Source organism: Ruegeria sp. SATB045, from assembly GCF_059613525.1.
Genome location: NZ_JBXWSR010000012.1, coordinates 59241 through 80766 on the forward strand (window position 1 = coordinate 59241; position 21526 = coordinate 80766).

Genomic DNA, 21526 nt, shown 5'->3' on the forward strand with positions numbered 1-21526 from the left:
GCTCTGGGTATTGGGTCACTCGATTGGTAAGGTGCAGACTTATGAAAAATCTCTCTATCGTCCGAATGAGCCGCTACCCAGTAAAAGGCTTGAGTTCGGAGCCTATGCAAACTGTGACGCTGCGAGCAGGAGAGGGCATTCCTGGTGATCGGTTGTTCGGATTTGCTAGATACAACTCGGGTTTCGATGAGCAGAACCCCAAACCACTGCCGAAAGATCGTTTTGTCGTTTTGTTAAATGAGGCTGCTCTGGCAGGCATTCAAACAAATTTTGACCCCGAGACCCAAGCTCTTGAGATCAAAGCTGACAGCAAGATACGACGCTTTAATATGCGAACGCCCGAAGATCGGATGAGCGCGGCAAATTTTCTTTCGTCGGAGATTGGTTTAAAAGATCCCGAACCGCCAAAGTTCGTCTCGTCTTCGCCTCATCGGTTTACGGATGTGTCTGTGGTATCACCGAAAATGATGAGCGCGATATCCGTTTTGAATCTGGCTTCTGTGGAAGAACTGGGCAAGCAACTGAACGCGAATGTCCACCCAGCGCGCTTCCGATCGAATATCGAGATTGACGGGTTACCTGCGTTTGCCGAGCTAGATTCCGTTGGTTCAGTTTTGAGATTTGGTGATGTTAAGCTGAAAATTCTCTCGCGAACCAAAAGGTGCGCAGCAACTGAAGTTAACCCGATAACGGCCGAGCGGGACTTGAATGTACCCTATCTTATTCGAAAGGTGATGGGTCACATGGACATGGGTGTCTATGTCGAGGTGGCCAATGGTGGAACGCTAATGGTCGGTCAATCTGGGGAATTGCTCGCCTAATCCAGAACAGATTGTCAAAAGGCTTGAGACATAAACTATGCTTCAAGTCCAGTTGTACTGCCTGTCCCTGACACCCTCAAAACCTCAAGGACAGGCAGGACATCCCGCCATCCAGTTTAGCGCAATCGGTATTGTCGATCTGAACAACCTCAAATCCCGCCTTGTCCAGAGTGTCGGCTGTGCGCGGGAAACCTGCTGCCATCAGTACCAGATTATTGAAACGAATTGCATTGGCAGCCGCTTCTTCACCGTCGGCGACATGCAAAACCCGGTAGCCTTCAAAACACCCGGACGCATCCAGGCGCTTGGTTGCAAGGATGGTCTCGGCATCCATCAGCGAACAATCGGTCTTGAAATGCAACACGCCTTCAGGCGTAAACACCTCACGCAAAGCATGGCCCCACTCATTGGCAATTTCCGCCAGCTCGGCCACGCCTGCCGCGTCGGTGCGATCCGAACGGCCCACCAAGATTTCCTTTCCGGTCACCAGAATGTCGCCGCCTTCGACATGGCCGGGGCCTTTGATCTCGCGGACGTCGTCATAGCAGGCACGGATCGTCGATGCTATTTCCGCCACTTCACCCATGCGAGAGGGCGCGCCGGGACGCATCAGAATTGCACCTTGTGGAAGGCAAAGTGCGGTATCCTCGACAAATTGTGCATCAGGATAAGCGTCAAGCGGTTCAAGCTCGATCACCTCTGCCCCAGTGCTGCGCAGCGCACTGACATAGGCCGAATGCGCGGCTAGCATCCCGTCCAGGTTTGGATTGCCGATATCCTCGGCGCGCAACCCTTCTGCAATTGTCGTGGCGGGCTTGCGGGTGATGGCACGTGCAAATTCAAAGGTCGGATTCCGCATGAGTTACTCCTGATCCGGGCGATCCCCGGTAATGTCGATTTCCAGAATTGAAGGGCAGTTTCGCGCGCGGGCCGAAGCCAACGCGGCCGCTATCTTAGCAGGGTTCTGAGAAACCCGTTCATATGGTATGCCAAACGAGGCTGCGGTGGCGGCAAAATCAGGTGGGGTCGGGTCGCATCCGATCACTTCAACCCCAACATCCTGCATTGACGTCGCGATTTCGCCGTAGCCGTGGTTGTTCCACAAGACAAAGGTAATGTGCAGGTTGTGATCCACCGCGGCCATAATCTCGGGCAGCGAGAATTGGGCGCCACCATCGCCGGCAATGCAGATCACAGGGGCCTGAGGATCGGCAATTCCTGCACCGATAGCGGCCGGAATGCCATACCCGAGCGCGCCATAACCGGTGGCGGCATTGAACCATCCGCCCGGACGGTCGTGGTCATAATAGAGGTTACCTGCGTAGATCGGTTGTGTGGAATCGCCCACTATAAGCGCGTTGGGGACAGTCGCGCGCATGGCTGCCAGGATCTCGACCTGGGCGCGGTAGTCCGGACCGATCTCTTCATAAGCTGCGGCGCGGGTTTTTTCGGCGCGACCTGCGCCATCCCGCTGGTCGGGCCGGTCGGGCAGGGTAGCAAGCAATGCGGATATTGCCTGATCAGTCCGGGCCTGTATGGCAATTTTCGTGTCATGACGGGCCAATTGATCCGGGCAAACATCAACACGTATCAGACCGGGCATCATGGGCATCTTTCCCGTAGCGTACATGTCATAATCTGTTGGGCCCAGCTCGGTCCCTAAAGCGAGAACGCAATCGGCGTCTTCGATCAGTACGCGTACAGATTTCAAACTGGGGCTAGCGGGAACGGTCAATGGATGATCATGCATCAACCCACGCGCGTTGACGGTTTGCACGACTGGAGAGTCTAGGCGCTCGGCTAAGGCTTTCAGGCCTTCGGCGCTGGTTTTCGCACCGCCACCGGCCAGGATGACAATGCGTTTTGCGGCCAAGAGCTGCGCGGCAGCCTGTTGGATCACGTCGCCGTCCGGGGCCCAGCTGGGTAGGGTCTTGGCGATAGGGGCGCGTTCGGCTGCGTGTCCTGCCACATCCAGTGGGATCTCAATATGAGTGGGGCCGGGACGTTCCGAGCAGCAGGTCGCAAAAACGCGCTCCAGAGCTGGGTCCAGATCACCGGGCAGGCTCACATGTTCAGAAACCAGCGCCACAGTTTTGGCAAGGGCGTGCTGATCGGGCAGTTCATGCAAATGGCCATATCCTTGGCCGAGCGTATCTGTATCGTTGACGCCCGAGACCACCAGCATTGGCACGGAGTCCGCGCGTGCCTGCGCCATCGGGGTCAGGGTGTTTGTCAGGCCGGGACCGGTGATAACAAAAGCTACGCCAGGTTTACCCGACGCGCGCGCATAGCCGTCAGCCATAAAGCCCGCACCCTGTTCATGCCGAGGGGTGACATGACGGATTCCAGAGGCCGCAAGGCCGCGGTACAGCTCGACCGTATGCACTCCGGGAATGCCAAAGACACAAGACACGCCGCGCTGTTTCAGCCCTGCGACCAATGCTTCGCCCACTGTTTGTTTGGTCATGCGACGTTCCGATCGCTGAGGTTTGCATGGGCAACGATGCGGTCCAGTGCTTTTGCGAAACGCTCGTCGTCAATCGTCAAGGCGACCCGGACCCAATCTGCAAGGCTTTCGCCAAAGGCCGAGCCAGGCATGACGGAAACGCCATGCTCCAGCAGGTCCCAAGCATAAGTGTCCCCGTCCATGCCGCAGGCTGATACATTGACCAACGCAAACATGCCGGCCTCTGGGCGGTGTACGACAAGCCCGGTTTCGGCGTGTAGCCGATGTTCCAGGATCAGGGCGCGGCTTGCAAAGCGGGATGCCATGCCCGCCGCGACCGACGATCCGTCCCGTACTGCTTTTTCCGTCATGTCCGCGATGAAGGGTTGATTGCCAAACAGCATGGTTTCGGAGACCGGCAGAAGCGCTGCACAAAACTCGGCCGGGCCCACACACCAGCCGCTGCGAAAACCGGGGGCGGCGTGGGATTTCGATATCGACGAGACCGCGATGACCCGGTCTGCCAGCTGCGGATCAGAAAGCGGCGACACAAAGTTGGCATCATCGAACACCAGATGCTCGTACACTTCGTCCGAGATGATCCACAGGTCATGTTGTTGCGCAATTTTACCGATTTTACCGATATCTTCCGCAGTCAGGATCGCGCCTGTCGGGTTGTGAGGAGTGGTCAGCAGTATCGCCCGGCTGCGCGGCGTGATACGCGCGGCGAGATCGTCAGCCTGAAGTCTAAACCCGTTTTCAGCGCGCAGCGGCACCGGAACCGGTTCAGCCCCGCTGGCGCGGATGACACCCTCATAGGTCGCATACATGGGATCGCCGACTAGAACTTCGGACCCGGCTTCTGCGAGGCCCTGCATCACCGCAAAAAGTGCTGTCTGCGTGCCGGGAAAACACAGAATGTTTTCAGGCAGAAACTGCCGCCCACGGCTTTCGGTGTATGTTTCGGCCAAAGCTGCACAAAGCCCGGCCTCTCCGCGCCCGTTTGAATATCCGGTGCGGCCCGAATGCAATGCCAAGGCCGCCGCGTCGCACAACTCTTGCGGTGTTGGCACGTCCGGTTCGCCGATCGTCATTTCCACGAGGTCTGCGCCTGCCTCGGCCAATGCGCGCGCCTTCAGGTGGACTTCCCACTTGCCGCCGCCCAATCCGGCCAGCCGTTCGGTGATTGCTGTCAGCCTCATTTGGGCTTGCTCTCCTGCGTTAGATCCAAATCGAGAATGGCGGAAACGGACTGCAGCCCGATTTCAACCAGTTCACCTTGTTCAAATGCGTCCGGCAGCGCCCCGCCTTCAAGCCACAGACCATCGATCACCGCGTTGCACGCAATGGCCAATTGCCGCAAACGGGCAGGGGGCGCGGGCCGGTCAACTTCGTTCAGCGAGGCTGCAATCAGTTCCTCAAGCTGGTCCCGAAAATAGGCATATGTCCGTTCATGCGTCGCTTTCATCTGTGGGTCGTGCTGCACCTTGTTCAGAAAGCTGGCCCACAGGGCGATGGCGCGGGGGTCGACAACGGGTGGTGTCAAAGACGCCGTCACGAAAGCGGCGAGCCTGGTTTGCGCGCCGACCTCTGTGCCCGTCGCAAGTGCAAAGGTCTGGTCGGTCATCGTGTTCATGTGGTGCTCGTAGGCAGCGACGATCAGATCTTCTTTGGAGCTGAAGTAGTGGCGGATCAGCCCCCCCGTGACATTTGCGCGTTCTGCGATTCCCCGCACCGTGGCGCCGCGCACGCCCTGTTCAGCAACCAGTTCCAGCGTGGCTAGAATCAAAGCTTCCTGCCGGGATTCGGCCGACTCGCGCCTGAATTTTTTGCGTTCTTCGCTCACAACTGGTTCGTTTTCGCTGGTTGCAATAATTATACGCTTGCATAATTACGATGTTCGCGGCTTACTGCAATCGGAAAATTGGGGTCGCAAAAAATGGACACAGCCGCTGCCGCATCAGCACAGCAACCCGACACCCGCCGAGAGGCGATCCGGGTAGAGGATTTGCATAAATCCTTTGGCGATTTAGAAGTTCTGAAAGGCGTGGATCTGATCGCGCATCAAGGTGATGTTGTTGCGATCATCGGTGGTTCGGGTTCTGGTAAGTCAACCATGCTGCGCTGCATCAATTTTCTGGAGACGCCAACGTCGGGCAAAATCGTCATCGGCGGCGAAGAGGTCGCGATGCGGGCAGATGGCAGCCCAGCCAGCCAGAAGCAAATCGAACGTATTCGCACCAAACTGGCGATGGTGTTCCAGCAATTCAATCTGTGGACGCACCGCACCTTGTTAGAGAACGTGATCGAGGTGCCGGTGCATGTCCTGAAGGTCCCAAAGGCAGAAGCGATAGAGCGCGCGCGTGAATTGCTGGTCAGGGTTGGCCTGGGCGGTAAGGAGGACACGTTTCCCGCTTACCTTTCGGGTGGTCAGCAGCAGCGAGCCGCGATTGCACGGGCGTTGGCCGTTGATCCGTCTGCCATGCTGTTTGACGAACCCACATCCGCGCTGGACCCTGAACTGGTCGGAGAAGTTCTGACCGTGATCCGTGACCTGGCCGCTGAGGGGCGGACCATGCTGCTGGTCACGCATGAGATGAAGTTCGCCCGCGAGGTCGCGAACCACGTCGTCTACCTATATCAAGGTCGTATCGAAGAGCAGGGCCCACCTGCCGAGATCTTTGGAAATCCGCAATCCGAGCGGCTGAAGCAATTCCTCAGCTCGGTCGGATAAAACAAAAATAAACGCTATCAACACGGAGAAACTTATGAAAATCAAAGCATTCCTGACTGCAGTCTCTGCCGCAGCCATGCTGGCGGCAGGCGGTGCTGCAGCCGAGCAAGTCAAGATTGGTATTGCAGCTGAACCCTATCCACCATTCGCCTCGCCGGACAGCGCGGGCAACTGGGTTGGCTGGGAAATTGAGGTCATCGAAGCGGTTTGTGCTGCGGCCGAGCTTGACTGCGTGATTACGCCTGTTGCCTGGGACGGCATCATTCCGTCTTTGACTGGTCAGCAGATCGACGCGATCATGGCCTCGATGTCGATCACCGAAGAGCGGTTGAAAACTATCGACTTCAGTGATGCGTACTACAATACGCCCGCGGTGATTGTGGCCGACAAATCAATTGATATTGAGCCTACGCCTGAATCGCTGGCTGGCAAGATCATTGGCATTCAGGCCTCGACGATTCACCAAGCCTATGCGCAGGAATACTTCAAGGACGCCGAGTTGAAAGTCTACCAGACTCAGGACGAAGCCAATCAAGATCTGTTCGCAGGCCGAATTGATGCGACCCAGGCAGACAGCATCGCGATGGCGGATTTCGTGAACTCGGACAATGGCAGCTGCTGCGAGATCAAGGGAGCCGTTGCGGATGATCCGGCGATTCTGGGCCGTGGTGTGGGTGCAGGCGTACGCAAGGGCGATACCGAGCTTCTGGAAGCGCTGAACAAAGGGATCGCGGCGATCCTGGCTGACGGCACGCACGAGAAAATCACCGAGGGCTATTTCACCACCAGCATCTACTAAGGCGCTGTTGTGACCGGACTATTCGAGACACTGAGCCTCGGCGCCAGCGCCGAGTTGCTGTCGCTGTCAAGCTGGGGCGGCAACCTGTTGCGCGGGCTTGCCAATTCCCTGCAGATCGCCGTGGGCGCTTTTGGAATGGGGCTGATAATCGGGCTGTTCGGTGCCTACGGGAAACTCTATGGGGGGAAGGTCACACGTGACCTTCTTGCCATTTATACAACGGTGATCAGGGCGGTGCCTGAACTGGTGTTGATCTTGATCCTGTACTATGTCGGCAGCGATATCATCAACAAGATCTCTGAGGCGTTCGGAGGAGGTCGAGTTGAAATCAGCGGTGTCGCCGCAGGCATCTGGGTCTTGGGCGTTGTACAGGGGGCCTATGCCACCGAAGTGCTTCGTGGGGCTATCAAGGCGGTTCCTGTCGGGCAAATCGAAGCGGCAAAATCCTATGGAATGCCCGCATTTATGATCATGCGTCGCGTGACGATCCCAGCAATGATGGGATTTGCGGTGCCAGGCTTGGCCAATCTGTGGCTTATCGCGACCAAGGATACGGCCTTGCTGGCCGTTGTCGGGTTCAGTGAATTGACACTTGAAACACGACAGGCGGCAAGCAGTACCCGTGCTTACTTTACCTTCTTTCTGGCGGCGGGCTTTCTGTATCTCATGGTCACCCTTTTCTCGGGTGCGGTTTTTGCCCGTATCGAGAAATGGGCGCGCCGTGGTCAGCCTTCGTTGAAAGGGGGTTCCTCGTGATCACCGTGAAAGCGCTGATGCAGCCGCACCGGATCGTTATGATGCTGTTGTTTGCAGCCCTGATTATCTGGTGTGCCTTTTCGTTGCGATGGGATTGGATCCCGCAATACGCGCCGCTGGCGTTGCAGGGCCTTTGGACGACGATCTGGCTACTGGTGGTGACAACCGTTCTGGGGTTTTTATTGGCGGTGCCGCTGGGCTTGGCGCAGGCGATCGGCCCTTGGTACCTGGCAACACCTGCCCGAGTGTTTTGCACCATAATCCGAGGCACGCCCCTGCTGTTGCAGATTTGGCTGTTGTATTACGGACTGGGTTCGCTGTTTCCGCAGTTTCCTTGGATTAGGTCGTCAGAGCTGTGGCCCTACCTGCGCCAAGCATGGCCTTATGCGGTGCTTGCGTTGACCTTGTCCTTCGCTGGTTATGAAGGCGAGGTGATGCGGGGTGCGTTTTCCAGTGTCGCGAAAGGGCAGCTTGAGGCTGCAAAGTCTTTCGGAATGCCACGTTTTACGATGTTCCGCCGGATATGGCTGCCCCAGGCTGTGCGCAACGTGCTGCCAACTTTGGGCGGAGAAACGATCCTGCAGCTCAAAGCGACACCCTTGGTCGCAACGATCACGGTGGTCGAGATTTACGCAGTCTCTTCGCGGGTTCGATCTGACACGTTTATCGTATACGAGCCGCTTCTGCTGTTGGCCTTGGTCTATATGGTCCTCGCCGGGTTGATCGCTTTGGCTTTTCGCCGATTTGAAGGTGTTTGAAGTCTGACACTGTCTTGTCGGCCCGCACTTGTTAAGTAGTGGATAACCACTCCAGGTATTTGCTACTTAATTACAAGCCAAGGCGGAACCTGGTTGGTGTCATTCCGGTTTGACCTCGGAAAAAGCGAGTGAAGTGGGACTTGTCGGAATAGCCAAGCATCAGACCAATCTCCGCAATTGTCATCCGGTCTTCTTTTAGGTGCTCCTTGGCGATATCGACACGCAGCCGTTTGATTTCGCGGGGTAGCGTTGTGCCTTGTTGCTGAAGCGCTTTCAGGAACCGTTCCGGCCGTATTCCGTCTGACATTCCCAACAATCGTCTGATGCGCTGGGACGATACCGATGGCTCGGTCTCGGTGTTTCGGGAACCTTCGAACAATGCCAACGGCAACACTGTGGACCGGCAGGGTCGGCTGGTGTCCTGCGAACATCTGACCCGGCGTGTCACCCGAACCGAGCATGATGGATCCATCACGGTTCTGGCGGACGCATGGCAGGGAAAGCGCTTGAACTCACCGAACGACGTGGTTGTCAAATCGGATGGGTCCATCTGGTTCACGGACCCCTCCTACGGGATCATGATGGACTATGAAGGAGAGCGCGCCGACAGCGAGATTGGCGCTTGCCACGTGTATCGCGTGGACCCGGCATCGGGCGAGGTGACAGCGGTTGCAACTGATTTCGTCAAACCTAATGGCTTGGCTTTTTCACCGGATGAGAGCGCACTCTATATCTCGGATACCGGTATCACGCATGACCCCGAAGGCCCGGCCCATATTCGCCGGTTCAGCATATCGAAAGACGGAAAAACCCTTTCAGGAGGTGAGGTTTTCGCCAATTGCTCTGCCGGATTGTTCGACGGTTTCAGGCCAGACCGTGAAGGCCGCATCTGGAGTTCCGCCGCAGACGGTATTCATTGCCTGAACCCCCAAGGAGATCTGATCGGCAAGGTGCACATACCCGAGATGGTCGGAAATGTATGTTTTGGCGGCGCCAAGCTGAACCGGCTGTTCGCAGCCGGAACCAGCAGCCTTTACGCGATCTACCTGAATGTGAATGGTGTCTCGCCGGTTTGATTTTACTTGCTACAGGAGTGTTGCGAGCCTCAGAAGCAACGATCAAATCTGGCTCGAATCTTATTCGAGCGGTTTTGGGACAGATTATGTCACACGCCCATTGAAAGGCCTCCGCGTCATTGAAGATGCGCTTAAGAACGCAGCGGGAATTATGGACTGGAAGATATGAAGTGCTAATTCGGCAGTTGGTGGATGCCCGTAGTGAACGAACTGAGCACATCTATCGAACGAAACGTTGCGGATATCGTTGCGGCCATTCCTCTAAAAACAAAAAGGCGCCCTAGGGCGCCTTGTTTTATTGGTCGGAGTGAGAGGATTCGAACCTCCGACCCCTGCCTCCCGAAGATCGGCGCAGGTGGCCAAGTTATTGATTTTTGGTCAAAGGGGCCCTGTTTTTCAACCTGCTTTGCCAAGCAAACCAACTAAGACACGGTTCGACAGGTTCATTGAACCTGAGAGCACTGTCTACATGCGCGTTAATCCTGCAATTCCCGTAACAGCCGCTGCGTTTTCGGCATGCGGTCCAGGCTAGCCTCAATCCTAGAACGCCACTTGGGGCCACGAGAGAGTGCATCTTCGTAGGCGTCATTCAATTCGTCCGGCCGATCCTGAGCAAGCACCTCGACTAGAAACGCGGCTTGTCGTCTGTCCTTTTCTGCTTTGAGGGCATTTTCACCGGGACGGCGACGGTCCGCGACGATCAACTTGTGGATGGCATAGCGTTCTGGTTGCGGGATTTGCACCAAAACGCCACTCCGGTAGGTTACAGCAGCGTTGATTGGCTCCGCGATGAGGTAGTTCAGATGGTGCAGTCCTTGCGCATCCACTCCCAAAGCGGGCAGTTCGCGCACATCCTCATCCTCACCAAATGATGGAGTGAGGAATTCTATCAGCGTGTCGCCTCGTGTCTGTTTCCAACGCCAGGTGCGTCCAGCCGTGAGACTGGGCTGCGCCATGAAGTCGAAATCGCGGAACACATCTTCCAGCGGTGGTGATGCAGTGTCCTCCAGCACCAGCGACAACCTGGAAAAGCTGGCGATGTCGATGTCATCCGTGTGAGCGGTCATATCCATGTCGAAACGCACACCCAATTCACCTTCGTAAAGGCGGAAGGCGTGCGTCCCCACTATGGTGCCGCCTAGACGAAATACGCCGGACGTTGCCATCGCAGAGAGCAGGCTGCCCGTGGCAGCGTCCAGACCCAGGAAACCTTCTGCTCTTAGGAGCCGCACGAGGCGCGCCCGGTTGCGGCGGCGGTCTTCCTGTTGGGCTTTCAAAGTTTTGTGCTGTTCCAGCCTGCCGCGCAGTTCCTCACAATCCTCTCCCAAGTAGTGCTTTTTGACATCGGAACCGACCCGGTAGGTGTCATACCAGTAGGTCCTGTCGTTGCGTTCGACTCGTGTGGGGGTGCCTCGGATGTCCGAAACAGAATCGTCCCGCAGTGAACGCAGGAGATCGTGATAAGCGGCATGTGCTATGGATGAATGGCGCGTGAACATCTTGGCTTCCACTGTGCTCAACGGATTTTAATTTTGTTGAACATGGCGTATGTTCAACAAAAAGTAAAGATGTTGAACATCACGCTTCTTAGGGATATTGTTTGGCTCTGTCACGCCAATTCTCAGACTACCTGCGCGCTCATGTTCACGTTCCACTTGCTCCATAGATATCCAACAATAGGTCAGGATTCGAACCTTCTCCCGCCAGTTCTGACTTAAGGTCTTGGAGGATAGGCAAGAACTTCAACCGCCGCCTTTGGAAATTAGTATTGGCCCCACGACGGGCCTTCAGGTCGCGCTCTGTTTTCTCAATGATAGCCAAGAGGTCATCCGCCAACGGGTCGGCCCCGATCACCAATGCACTAGGATCAACGAGACGCCATCTTACCAGGCCTGCAAGTAGGAAAGGCGCGTAGTTAAACATTGTATATTGGCCGCCGATATTACGTTGGAAGTCCGCAATTGTCCTCTTGGTCAGCTTCACTACGTCTTCTCGTTTCAGGTAAGATGGAGCGCTGTCAGAACGAGACAGCATGAAAGCCATGGCCGCGCTTTGCCGGTTCCAGGTCCAGTCCTCAATGGACGATGTCAGAAGCAACCGCATTGCTCTCGCTTCGTCTTCTTCGCTTCCGACTATGCGGCCAAGGCCCTGATATACGAGAACCCAACTTGCTTGATGTTTGACGAACGGGTGGTTGCGCCCGGACGCTTCAATACAGTCCATCAGCCACGTCGCGACATCGCGCGGGCATCGGCGGAACTGCCAACTCAAGAATTTGAGAGCCTCGTTGTCTTCCGTTCCGTAACCGCTTTCGCCCCTCAGGCGCTTTTCAGTAACCTCAAGCGCTTTGCTGGTCAGAATTTCAAACCGCTCAAGGGTTTCTGCCGCGATCTCCGGAGGCACGTCGCCGTCACTTGAGATGCAGTATTTGCCAAATGGACGCTGTGAAAGTTTTTGCCGAAGGGTCGCCCAATCCGTGCGGCTGCGATTAGGTTCGGATTCGAGCAAAGTTAGCATACCCGCGGAACGGTCGCTGTCGTGCCATGCCTCCATGCCGCAGGGAAGAACCAGACGTTTGGGAATTGATACTTGCGTATCCAAACTCTCTATGATCTCAGACCAGGGCCTTTCCTCTTCCAGTGCTTCATCCCAATCCACCACGAAATTCCGCCCCAAGTCCGGCGCTTCCATGAGGATTCGCGCACGCCCGGCGGCCGGCTTCTGTTCTACCCAAAGCGAAACGGCGGCTTGATGCTTCAGGGGAGTTCCAAGCGATACGCTTGCCTTTCGAGGCCAGGGAGCTTCTTCTTTCCGCAGGAATACTGAGACGCTCTCCTGCCCTGCCGGAATTGCGAGAGATGCTGCTTCAGGGCTTCTGTAAATCCGACCTGCTTCGAGCGTTTCTTCTTTCCGTATAAGATCGAAATTCTTTGCGCCGTCCGATCCGAACACGATGGTGGACAATCGTGGTAGAAAGTCGAAGAAGATCGGTTCCCCGTCCCCGGCTCGGCGTGCTGCTTCCAACGCACCTTCCGCAACAGCCGTTGCGGGAAGTGAATGCACCTCAACTGGCGACGCTTCTTGGATAGCATCACTCAAGCGTTCTTTGAGCCTACCTTCCGCCAGTGTCTCAAAGAGAACGATGTCGCAATCGGCCAGACTAAGCTCTGAACACGGTATACTGACCGCTTCAGACGCATCATAATTGGTAAGGTCCAAGAGTTCCCAATCACCGTTGGGCACGCGGAGCATCTCAGGATAGCAATCCATCCCTAAGCCAGCTTTTCCGACCGAATTTGCGATGGCACGATGAGCTGTTCGCGCCGAAAAACCCTCGGTTCCAACAGCGGCGTTGCGGGCACATTGGAAAAGGGACTCGTATCCAGCGTCGCACGGTATTTGCGCAGCGGCTTCGCGTCTCTCCGGAGCGAGAACATTCCTGGCGCTTCGAATACGCAGTTTTTGAACAGACAAGCCTCGGCGCTGATGGGAGACGACGCCTACAAGATGCCCTTCAGTAACCTGATCGCGATGAATGGCGAACAACGCGGTAAGAACAGGCCGCCAGACCAATGCACCATTGCGGAACTTCCCTCGAGCAACTGCCTCGAGAAGGTGCTCCTGGATGACCTCATCGCCATCCGGGCCCTCATCGATCGAAACGACCGTGTTTGCTGAACCGCTAGCAGATCCCAAAAATGCCTGAGCGAGTTTTTCGACACCGTCATCCTGCATTTCCAGCAGTGACCGAACGGGAATGCGTCTTCCTTCTGACCCGACATCCCCCCAACCACCACCGCGACCATGCGGAGCAATGTCAGCCTGCGGTCCTCCGATCCAACCTGAGAGGCGGCTTTCTCCGATCCGCACAATCGACGAAAGCGGGCCACTTGGGACGATGTCGGTAGGCCCAATGATTTCGTCTTCACCCGGAACAGAGTGCCAATTCTTCGCGACGAAATCCCTCCATCCGTTGAGGTCGAAACCGCACAGTTTTCGGTCGGTCATGTTGCGACCTCGTATAGCTCACTGCGAATAAAGTCGCGCACCGCTTGGAATCCCTTCGAGAGGTCTTCACCGGCAGGGCCTATGGCGATTGCCGTAGCGCTCGCTCTCCCATAAGCTGCGCTCTCTCCAGCAGCGACTCCACGTGCTGGGGTCATGATCAGCCCATTCCGTAAAATTTCCGTCTGAGCGAGGGGCTGGATTTGGTGAAGCAGTTGAGCTGCCCCCTGCACAGCATCCTTGAGGTCAATTCTACGCATCGCATGTGGCGTCCATACCGCGACCCTGCGCGGAAGGTCAGCCCGTTTTGGATCGGAAATTCTGAGGGCGACGTGCGCTTGTGCCGCGCTCAACATGATTCCTGGTCGCTCAGGGCGTGCTTGGACTTCAACAATGCGGTTGGTGTCGCGAAGCCAAAAGACGGCGATCGGCCGATCCTGATTGAACCAGCGTCCACCTGTTGCCTCACCGCACCACGAAATCGGCGACTGAGCGACAAGTTCTGCCTCGTCCAATTCGTCGATGGCAAGGATGATCGACAGAACAGAGAAATCCGTCCAAGTTTCGGCCTGCCAAGCCCAAAGATCATCTTCAATTTTTCGGCGTAAAAGAAGCCTAAGCCATCCCTCATGAACCTCGCGATAGTTGCGATCTTGAATGAGCACATAGTTTGGCTGGACGCCGGCCGACGCGATCATGACATCAAGGTCACTGAGTGTTCGCGACAATACTCGACAGGCCTTTCTAAAAGCCTCAACCTGTTTGTAGCGAACACTGTCCTTTGCACGAGGGTGCTCACGGGTCCATTCGCGTGCAACATCTGTGGCAAGACGCGTGTAGGCATGCAGCACACGGTTCTCGAGCGTATCGAAATTCTCACGGCGAACCGTCGCAAGAATTCGTTGCGAAGAACCTGCACGTTCCGCAATGTTTCGCCCTGGTTGTCGGCTAAGCCACACCATCGAGGCCCGATCCATCTCCTGCACCCGATCAAGGGGAGTCAGCTCCCGGTGCCTACGTAGAACCCGGCGGATGCGTTTTTCCAGATCGCGAAGCACCGGAAGCATGCCCCGCGCCTGCCGAACGATCTCTGCCATTTTGGGCTCGGCTTCATCCTCGGCACGCTTCCAAGCATCCCTCAAGCGCCCCCATGTATCGCTAGGGTCTTCAATCGCTTCTTCCAGCTCCTGGATGCGCGCAAGAACTTCGTTCATGTGCCGAAGGGCCTCTGCGCCTTCTTCTTCGTCCGGAGTGGCAGGATCGTGCCCCGACCTTGGACGCACCGGGAAGCCCTTACGCGCAGGCCCGACAGCTTCCTCACGCTTTGGATATGGAAACAGAACTGTTCCGGTATCGTTACCTCGGACGTTTCCTTTCAAGAGCGTCACGTATTCATAGCCGCCTGGGTTCGCCCCTTGGTAGCTACCGATCAGACTGTCTTCGGGCCCAAAGGCTTCGTCCCCTCCAAGGGCTTTTGTCGCCCATGGACGGGCCAGAAACCGCATCAACGCGTGACCCCGCTCCACACGAACTGTCCAGTTGCCTCGGCGAGGGACATTGACTCACCGATCGCTTGCGCCAGGGCGTCGTCCCTCAGATCGCGTTCCACAAAGTTTATCAATTTTGAGAATTGGGGACCGGCCATATCTGTTTCCACACCCCTGAGTTTCGGGAGAAGGCGCATCTCGACCTGATCTGCGAGAGCGTCGTCGACACCACGGCCGCCTTCCACCTCGGGATAATTCGCTGCGTAAGCCATGATGGCACGTCCGAGCCGATGCCCGAAAGGCCGTTTGAAATCCCGCATCAGATCAACCATTTGTTCGATCCGGCTGGTGACACTCCGATCACCATCGACAGACACACTCGACCGCCCCCAGCTTTCCCATGTTTGTTGAGAAAGAGCCAACGTAGGCTCGACCGTTCCTTCTGCCCGTCCGTCTTTGATTTTCCTCGGGGCGGAAAAACGAAGGATATTAGCACGGTCGACAACTTTGTCGGACAGCGACTGCGTGCTTTCATCTTCGTTCATCGTTCCCGCGAACAAGAGGTTGTAACCTGGAAAAATCCGGGGTGGCCGTTCCATGTTCGGAATTTCCAGCTCGATCTCAGCGTCCTTGCGTTCGTTTGCATCGCCGACATCGTCGGGGCGGGGGCGGCTTTCCAGCCTGCTGAGGAAATCCGAGAAGTAGTATTCGACCCTTGCGAGGTTCATCTCGTCCAGCAGGATCATCATCATGCGATCCTGTTCCGCGTCGTCGTTGTTAAGCTCGTCGAGCGCCCAAAGAGCGCGTGCCATGTCTGTGGGTCGAAACTTGCCTTCAATATAGTTATAGAAGCCCATCAGGTCCTGCGGACTGTCCCAACGCGGCTGCACAGGAACTTGCAAAAACCCGATGCCCATACCGGCCGCGTATTGACGCGGGAGCTGGCTTTTGCCGGTCCCAGAAATGCCGGCAAGGACTGCCATCTGGGTTGTCTCGTTGACTTTCATGGCCGTATGGAAGGCACGAAGCGTGCGAGCAGGATAGTCGAGACCTTTTGCACGAAGGCGCCGTTCAACGCGTTTGATGGCGTCCGCCTCGTTCTCTCGGGGCGCTTTGTCCCACGTCCTCATTGCCGTGATGACTGGTGGCGTTTCTTTGAGTTCGCGGAGCGGATCTGTATCTCCGGCGTCCCCGTCGACAGTTCGACCTTCTCGGCGAGCTATCTCGGCCTTGAGGTGCGCCAATCGAGCGTCAAGCGCGCTCCTTGTTTCTTGGAGAGTTTCAATTTCCCCCTTGTAGCGACGTGTCTCTTGGTTCATCGCGGCTACTTCGGCATCCAACCGGGAATGTTCGGTATGGGTCGCGGCCAATACTTCGTGTTCCGATGCTATGCGGCTTTCCAATTCTGCCAACTGGCTTTCCTGAGACGCTTTCCGACCTTCCAGCCGGGCATTTGACGCCTCAAGTTCGAAGAAGCGCTCTTCGAGACGAGAAACTCTTTCTTCAGCTTCTTCGAGCTTCTGCTGTTGGTTGCGAAGCTCTTCGACACGCTTGGAAATTCGGTCATGATCCTTCTTCAAATCATCAGTGCGCTCGATGAGCTCTTCTGCTTTTTCCAGACGTTCCTTAACCTCCAGATACTCCGCCCGCAGCGGAGCGATCTCCGTTTCGAGTTGCTGGCGTTCGACAACAGCGTCCTCTGTTTCCTTGCGAACAGCCGCAACTTCGTCCCGGCGTTCTCGGAGGCTCTCCCATTCTGTAAGAAGCTCCTCCTTCTGACGCCGCAGACCGTCGACCTCAGCCTCGATGTCGGTGACGATGGCCATCGCTTCTCGGCGTTTTTCGACTTCTGCTTCGAGGTCGTCCATGAGCCGCTGCTTTTCTTCAAGCCGCTTCTCGTAAACGGCAAGCTCCTCAATCGGGCCTGCTGCCGTTACTGCCCTGTCGTGGCGGGCGGCCAAAAAAAGTTGAACTACGGCGAGCAGTATCAGGACACCCGCAATCGCCAGCACAAGTATTGTATTGTCCGTAAGCATTCTCGGTTACCTCACTGATCGCTGCTCGATGGCTCGGAGTTGTCAGACTGAGCTTTTTCACCAGTGCCAGCGCTTTCACTTGTGGTTGATACTGGTTCCTCGTCCACTGGCTGTCGCTTCAACAGTTCCGCTCGTGTCTCGGAAAGCTCATCTTCGGCAGCAGCGAGAGCCTCTCTCAAACGCCTGAGGTCAGTCGTCCGCGCGTTCGAAAGTGCCTCGATTTCCTCAAGTTGAGTGCGCTCGGCTTGAAGGGACGCTCGGGCGGCCTGCGCCGCACTCGCGGCGGTCTGCGTCTCCATCTGGAGTTCGTCGTGTCGCTGTTTGAGGCGCTCGACTTCGGCCTTCAGACTGGAAGCCTGGCCTTTGAGATCAGCAACACGCCCGAGCTCTGTTTCCGCTTCTGTCGTGATCGAGCCCAAGTTGGCCCGTTTTTCCTGAACCCGCCTCTCGAGTTCGGGCAGCACTTCCTCAAGTGTCGCTCGACGTGCTTGCAGCTGATCTACTTCAGCCTGCAATTTGCTGAATTCCGCCCGTTTCTCGGCAAGTTCGGCCAGCTCTTCATCTGCCGATGCGATCTGCGACTGAAGTGTAGAAAGCTGAGCGCTTCGCGTCGATAACTGTTCCTGAGCGATGTTAAGTGCTTCCGTGGTTTGAGCGCGCTGAGCTTCAGCTCGCGTCACCGCATTCTGTGCGACCTCCATTTCGTTTTGCAATGAAGAAAGTCGCGTCTCTGCACCCGAGACGCTTGCCTGCATGTCGGTTTTTCTAGCCTCAAGGTCATCGAGTTCTGAATTCAGCTTTTCAAGTTGAGCTTCTGCAGATGCGACCTGTGCCTGACGCGCGCGTAGCCTCTCCTCGGCGGCTACGGCCTCGTCTACCCTGGTCGCCAATTCAGTTCGTGCACTTGCAATATTCGCATTCAAATCGGCGCGGCTCTGTTCGAGACGATCCTCGTCATTTCGCAGTTGTTCGACACGACGCTCCTGCGCACGAAGGTCTTCAACAGCGGGCGCAAGTCTATCCACTTCGCGCTGGAGATCAGTCCTTCTCTCTTCAAGGCGATCGACAGCCGATTGTGTTTGATCGACCCCCGCAGACAATTCTTGCTGGCTCTCTTTGAGGGTCTGCACCTCGCCTTCAAGGTCGACCACCTCTGTTACGAGGCTATTTCTTCGCTGCAAAGCCTGAGTAGTTTCGCGCTCAATTCGTTGCGCATCCGCAATCGTTTTTTGTGCTTCGGCCAAACGGTCTTGCACTGCAGTCAATTGAGCCTGGCTGTGTTCGAGACGAGCCTGCGCATCCGCCTCTCTCTTAGCCGCGCTTTGCCGGCTGCTTTCGGCGCTCGCGACTTCCTGAGACAAACTTTGCTTCTGGTCAGAAAGTTCGCGAAATTGCTCACGAGCAAGAGCCAGTTGCTGTTGCGCGGATTGTAGTTCCCCGGTGTAGTAGCCGAGATTTTCCTCGATACGGCCATATCGACGGTCGAGGGAGTTGATTTGCAGAACTAGAAAGCCCGAGGCAAGGACGGCCGCCCCACCCAGCCCCAACGCAACTGCGGTGTTTCTGCTCGACTTACGATAGGTCTTGTTCGACTCGGTCAAGACACCCCTCCATATCCCTTGAAAGTTCGTCCACCCAGAACCGGCGCACCCGCCAACCCATGGACTTCAGTTGATGATCGCGCCAGAGATCGGATGTCTTTCGACGTCCGTCCGGACTTTCGTGCCATCTGCGTCCGTCGACCTCGAGGTCGAGCTTTACGCCATTCGCTCCAAACAACGCGAAGTCGAGCCTCCGCCCAGCTATTTCGTGCTGGGGCTGTGGATCCAGACCGCGGTTCTTAAGAGCGTGGTAGACTTTGCGTTCCCAATCGCTGTCGAAGACACCTTCGCCTCGTTTAGTCCGCGCTTCCGTCGCCCTCGAAGCTAGCTTGGCCAGCGCCTTCGATTGCCCTGAACGTGCAAAATCGAGATCGCCGAAGATCATCGCAACCGCCCGGGCCCGCGAAATCGCAACGTTCAAGCGACGAGTATCTCGCTGAAAGAAGGTCAAGCCAGACTGCGGGCTGCGTGGACCGACGCACGGCGAGAACATGATGAGATCCCGCTCCTGTCCCTGGAAACCGTCGACTGTGCCAACCTTGAGCTCGCAGGCAATGCGCTTGGGTTCATCGAGAACGGCATCGACCGCGCTCTCTATTGCGGCCACTTGGGCGCGAAACGGCGTTATGATCCCGATGCTGCCCGTGTATTTGTCTTCAACGATCAGCTTTTTAAGGTGGCGAACAATTGCGCTCACTTCCGACGAATTGACGTTGCCCATTTGCGGGACCGCGGGCGCAGGAACATGTTCCCATGCGAGGCCGGGGCGCACCCCTTCTGGCACTCTCAGACGCCTCGGGTCATACGAGGTCTGCAACTGGTTGCCGTAAAAGTTCTCGCTGATGTAATCGACGATCGGGCCCGCCGAGCGATACTGGTGCTTCAACGTAATCCTGTTTTTGGCAACAGATACGCGCGATGCGAAATCGAATAGTGAACGGCGGCTTTGTGCGAAGCGCCCCATTTTGGCAACCGGTAGACCCTGAGCCTGCATCAGATTGCGGTCCTGAGCCTGACCGAGTTGCGGGATGAATGACAGTTGTCGATCGTCCCCAACAACGACTGCCCGCTTGGCGCGCGCCAGCAACGGAACGGCCGTCGCGATGTCGCATTGGCTCGCCTCGTCGAAAATCACAAGGTCGAACAGCCCGTCATCGAGAGGTATGCGTCGAGGCGTTCCCAAGATCGACGCAAGCCACAAGGGCCGATGTAAAATGAGGACGCGCGAAAGGTCTGTGGGGGGATGTCCCCGCCCACCATCGAATGTCCAGTCATCGTAGAGTTCGGCGATTTCGCGTCGCTCGTCCTCCGGGAGATGTGTCCGGGCAGACAGAATGCCAGGCAGGAGTTTCTCGGTCGCTTCCCGAATCTTCTCGCCTAGGGCGATCGGGTCGTCAGGTGTCCCAAGCGCATCGCGTTCAGATCTTTTGTCGGCCAGTGCCCTTTGAAGTTCTCTGAGGCTCATACCGAGACGAGACGAAGCACGGTCTGTCGCCGGCGCTTCTTTGGCGAGGCGCTTGGCGAAAAACGAACCAATCCAAGAGACAAAGCGGAGCAGGGGACTTTGTCTTGGTCCAACGTCTTCTGGGTCTTGGTTGTCGGGTCGCCCGCGATCCTCTCGGACCTGAATGCGGTCCAGAATATCGGAAATTTCGCATTCCAAATCCGTGATCTTGTCGATCATGCTGACCATTTCGCTTCTTGCGATCGCGTCACTTTTCAGCTGGCCCAATGCAAAATCGTCAAGAGGGGCGTTGCGCGTCACATTTTCGCTGTCGATGAGTTGTTTGAGGGCGTCCTTGAAGCCCGTATCCGTCTCATCATTCGGGTTCAGTGTCCGGATGGCGAATGGGACGTCCGGAGCAAGAGAGCCAAGACGGTCCTCCACAGCATCAAGCGCCTGATGGTTCTTGGAGGCGACGAGAACACTGCCACCATCTGCGAGCACTGACGCGGCCATAGATACGATCGCTTGGCTTTTGCCAGTCCCAGGCGGACCGGTCACGACAGTCAAAGGTGCTTGGCATGCTGATCGAACCGCGCGCAACTGTTCCTGGTTTAGCGGAACTGCGTCGATTGCAGCAGCCTTGTCCGTGCCGTCTTGAACGTCCAGCCCGAATACTGCGCCAAGCGCAGTTCTCTCAAGGCGGTCCTTCGGCCATGTCGCAATTGCATCCAGGTCACGAGCAGCACCCGCGGTGAAGGAAGAGTCAGTTGGAAGGAAGATCGCAGCGCTGTCAAATATCCCTTGAGCCGAGGCATCGAGCTGAGTGGCGAGGTCCGCGCCGACAACGCGACCACGTATCTGACTGGCAACGGCAATCCTTACCTTCTCCACAAAATCCTGAGCCCGCAGCCCCAGCCCATCGTCCGCGAAAAAAAGGTCAGCGAGGTCGTCGCGCTTCCAACCGCTGGCACGAGCGGCACTATTGACCCAATCAGGGTTCACCAGGACATCATCGGCATCAATCGTCAGGATTAGCCGGTCATCCTTGCGGTCCCAAGCTGCTGCGAACATACCAACGGGTTGGAAGACAGGAACTCCGCCACGTCGTCCGACCGCCATCGGCCAACCCACTGCGAGCGCGTTCTCGTGACCTTCCCTTCGCACCAGAGCCTCTCGAAAGACAGGATCAATCGCGTCGAGTTCAATTGAAACAGTCAGAGTTCGCCCTTCTTCGGGACTGATAGGGCCACGCCCAGAGATCAACGCCCACTCGATTCCATGTTTGTCGAGAACCTGGGTCGTGGCTCCTCGTGGATCGGCACGCAAGGCCGAGCGCCAATATCTCAGCAGCGCCTGCGGATCCGGAGCATCTGAACTTTCGTCCTCTTGATCAGGAAGTTCGACCGCCGTCGGTTCCAAGGAGAAGGAAGCGTTGGCAGCGTGAATGACATCAACGAAGCCCTCCGGTCCTCTACCTCTCGAAGCCGACACGCTCTCATGTCTGGGTTTTAAACCGTCGACCTTTGCACGCCAGCGACCGTCCTTGCCTTTAGCTATCAA

General features: G+C 56.6%; 17 protein-coding genes. 6 read left to right on the forward strand and 11 right to left on the reverse strand.

The genetic code is table 11. The features are described from left to right. The first annotated feature begins 41 nt into the window (after positions 1-41). Positions 42-821 carry an MOSC domain-containing protein gene (locus AC2FNR_RS02310; protein ID WP_496847838.1) on the forward strand — a complete coding sequence of 260 codons (780 nt, stop codon included), beginning with the start codon at positions 42-44 and terminating at the stop codon, positions 819-821. A 76-nt stretch (positions 822-897) separates the two neighbouring features. Here AC2FNR_RS02310 and AC2FNR_RS02315 read toward each other — a convergent pair whose 3' ends face one another. From AC2FNR_RS02315 to AC2FNR_RS02330, 4 genes are read right to left on the reverse strand one after another with little or no spacing between them, the layout of a single operon-like run. Beyond that, the gene (locus AC2FNR_RS02315) at positions 898-1680 is read right to left on the reverse strand and encodes an arginine deiminase family protein (RefSeq protein ID WP_496847839.1); all 783 of its coding nucleotides are present in this window, start codon (positions 1678-1680) and stop codon (positions 898-900) included. 3 nt (positions 1681-1683) lie between these two features. After that, positions 1684-3288 (reverse strand): 5-guanidino-2-oxopentanoate decarboxylase, encoded by a 1605-nt coding sequence (locus AC2FNR_RS02320; protein WP_496847840.1) that lies wholly within the window; start codon positions 3286-3288, stop codon positions 1684-1686. Beyond that, the gene (locus AC2FNR_RS02325) at positions 3285-4469 is read right to left on the reverse strand and encodes a pyridoxal phosphate-dependent aminotransferase (protein ID WP_496847841.1); all 1185 of its coding nucleotides are present in this window, start codon (positions 4467-4469) and stop codon (positions 3285-3287) included. Before AC2FNR_RS02325 ends, AC2FNR_RS02320 begins: the two co-directional genes overlap by 4 nt. Then, the gene (locus AC2FNR_RS02330; RefSeq protein WP_170755717.1) at positions 4466-5113 is read right to left on the reverse strand and encodes a TetR/AcrR family transcriptional regulator; all 648 of its coding nucleotides are present in this window, start codon (positions 5111-5113) and stop codon (positions 4466-4468) included. Before AC2FNR_RS02330 ends, AC2FNR_RS02325 begins: the two co-directional genes overlap by 4 nt. 93 nt (positions 5114-5206) lie before the next feature. Here AC2FNR_RS02330 and AC2FNR_RS02335 point away from each other — a divergent pair, with 93 nt between their 5' ends. From AC2FNR_RS02335 to AC2FNR_RS02350, 4 genes are read left to right on the forward strand one after another with little or no spacing between them, the layout of a single operon-like run. Further along, on the forward strand, positions 5207-6001 hold the full coding sequence (locus AC2FNR_RS02335; RefSeq protein WP_496847842.1) for an ABC transporter ATP-binding protein: 795 nt from the start codon (positions 5207-5209) through the stop codon (positions 5999-6001). Positions 6002-6035: 34 nt separating this feature from the next. Continuing rightward, a complete protein-coding gene (locus AC2FNR_RS02340; protein WP_170356310.1) occupies positions 6036-6800 on the forward strand; it encodes a transporter substrate-binding domain-containing protein in 765 nt (254 codons plus the stop codon). A 9-nt stretch (positions 6801-6809) separates the two neighbouring features. Next, positions 6810-7556 carry an ABC transporter permease gene (locus tag AC2FNR_RS02345; RefSeq protein ID WP_496847843.1) on the forward strand — a complete coding sequence of 249 codons (747 nt, stop codon included), beginning with the start codon at positions 6810-6812 and terminating at the stop codon, positions 7554-7556. Beyond that, positions 7511-8314, forward strand: a complete 804-nt coding sequence (locus tag AC2FNR_RS02350; RefSeq protein WP_480869593.1) for an ABC transporter permease — start codon at positions 7511-7513, stop codon at positions 8312-8314. The genes AC2FNR_RS02345 and AC2FNR_RS02350 overlap by 46 nt, the downstream gene beginning before the upstream one ends. Before the next feature lie 70 nt (positions 8315-8384). Here the strand turns inward: AC2FNR_RS02350 and AC2FNR_RS02355 are convergent, their stop codons facing one another. Further along, a complete protein-coding gene (locus AC2FNR_RS02355; protein ID WP_496847844.1) occupies positions 8385-8621 on the reverse strand; it encodes a helix-turn-helix domain-containing protein in 237 nt (78 codons plus the stop codon). Between the two features lie 16 nt (positions 8622-8637). On the opposite strand from AC2FNR_RS02355, the gene AC2FNR_RS02360 reads away from it, so the two are divergent. Then, positions 8638-9390: an SMP-30/gluconolactonase/LRE family protein gene (locus AC2FNR_RS02360; RefSeq protein WP_496847845.1), complete on the forward strand. Its 753-nt coding sequence runs from the start codon at positions 8638-8640 to the stop codon at positions 9388-9390. Between the two features lie 476 nt (positions 9391-9866). On the opposite strand, the gene AC2FNR_RS02365 is transcribed toward AC2FNR_RS02360, so the two are convergent. From AC2FNR_RS02365 to AC2FNR_RS02390, 6 genes are all read right to left on the reverse strand, one after another. Next, positions 9867-10889 carry a nucleotidyltransferase family protein gene (locus AC2FNR_RS02365; RefSeq protein WP_496847846.1) on the reverse strand — a complete coding sequence of 341 codons (1023 nt, stop codon included), beginning with the start codon at positions 10887-10889 and terminating at the stop codon, positions 9867-9869. A gap of 145 nt (positions 10890-11034) precedes the next feature. After that, a complete protein-coding gene (locus tag AC2FNR_RS02370; RefSeq protein WP_496847847.1) occupies positions 11035-13398 on the reverse strand; it encodes a hypothetical protein in 2364 nt (787 codons plus the stop codon). Next, positions 13395-14609, reverse strand: a complete 1215-nt coding sequence (locus AC2FNR_RS02375) for a hypothetical protein (RefSeq protein WP_496847848.1) — start codon at positions 14607-14609, stop codon at positions 13395-13397. The genes AC2FNR_RS02370 and AC2FNR_RS02375 overlap by 4 nt, the downstream gene beginning before the upstream one ends. A 290-nt stretch (positions 14610-14899) precedes the next feature. After that, complete coding sequence (locus AC2FNR_RS02380; protein ID WP_496847849.1) at positions 14900-16894, reverse strand: McrB family protein; 1995 nt, start codon at positions 16892-16894, stop codon at positions 14900-14902. A gap of 35 nt (positions 16895-16929) precedes the next feature. Next, positions 16930-18519, reverse strand: a complete 1590-nt coding sequence (locus AC2FNR_RS02385) for a coiled-coil domain-containing protein (protein WP_496847850.1) — start codon at positions 18517-18519, stop codon at positions 16930-16932. Next, positions 18491-21385: an AAA domain-containing protein gene (locus tag AC2FNR_RS02390; RefSeq protein WP_496847851.1), complete on the reverse strand. Its 2895-nt coding sequence runs from the start codon at positions 21383-21385 to the stop codon at positions 18491-18493. The genes AC2FNR_RS02385 and AC2FNR_RS02390 overlap by 29 nt, the downstream gene beginning before the upstream one ends. Positions 21386-21526 lie beyond the last annotated feature (141 nt).

Coding starts and splice junctions, on each gene's coding strand:
- AC2FNR_RS02310 (WP_496847838.1), top strand. CDS start 42: ATGAAAAATCTCTCTATCGTCCGAATGAGCCGCTACCCAGTAAAAGGC.
- AC2FNR_RS02315 (WP_496847839.1), bottom strand. CDS start 1,680: ATGCGGAATCCGACCTTTGAATTTGCACGTGCCATCACCCGCAAGCCC.
- AC2FNR_RS02320 (WP_496847840.1), bottom strand. CDS start 3,288: ATGACCAAACAAACAGTGGGCGAAGCATTGGTCGCAGGGCTGAAACAG.
- AC2FNR_RS02325 (WP_496847841.1), bottom strand. CDS start 4,469: ATGAGGCTGACAGCAATCACCGAACGGCTGGCCGGATTGGGCGGCGGC.
- AC2FNR_RS02335 (WP_496847842.1), top strand. CDS start 5,207: ATGGACACAGCCGCTGCCGCATCAGCACAGCAACCCGACACCCGCCGA.
- AC2FNR_RS02340 (WP_170356310.1), top strand. CDS start 6,036: ATGAAAATCAAAGCATTCCTGACTGCAGTCTCTGCCGCAGCCATGCTG.
- AC2FNR_RS02350 (WP_480869593.1), top strand. CDS start 7,511: ATGGGCGCGCCGTGGTCAGCCTTCGTTGAAAGGGGGTTCCTCGTGATC.
- AC2FNR_RS02355 (WP_496847844.1), bottom strand. CDS start 8,621: ATGTCAGACGGAATACGGCCGGAACGGTTCCTGAAAGCGCTTCAGCAA.
- AC2FNR_RS02360 (WP_496847845.1), top strand. CDS start 8,638: ATGCGCTGGGACGATACCGATGGCTCGGTCTCGGTGTTTCGGGAACCT.
- AC2FNR_RS02365 (WP_496847846.1), bottom strand. CDS start 10,889: ATGTTCACGCGCCATTCATCCATAGCACATGCCGCTTATCACGATCTC.
- AC2FNR_RS02370 (WP_496847847.1), bottom strand. CDS start 13,398: ATGACCGACCGAAAACTGTGCGGTTTCGACCTCAACGGATGGAGGGAT.
- AC2FNR_RS02375 (WP_496847848.1), bottom strand. CDS start 14,609: ATGAACGAAGTTCTTGCGCGCATCCAGGAGCTGGAAGAAGCGATTGAA.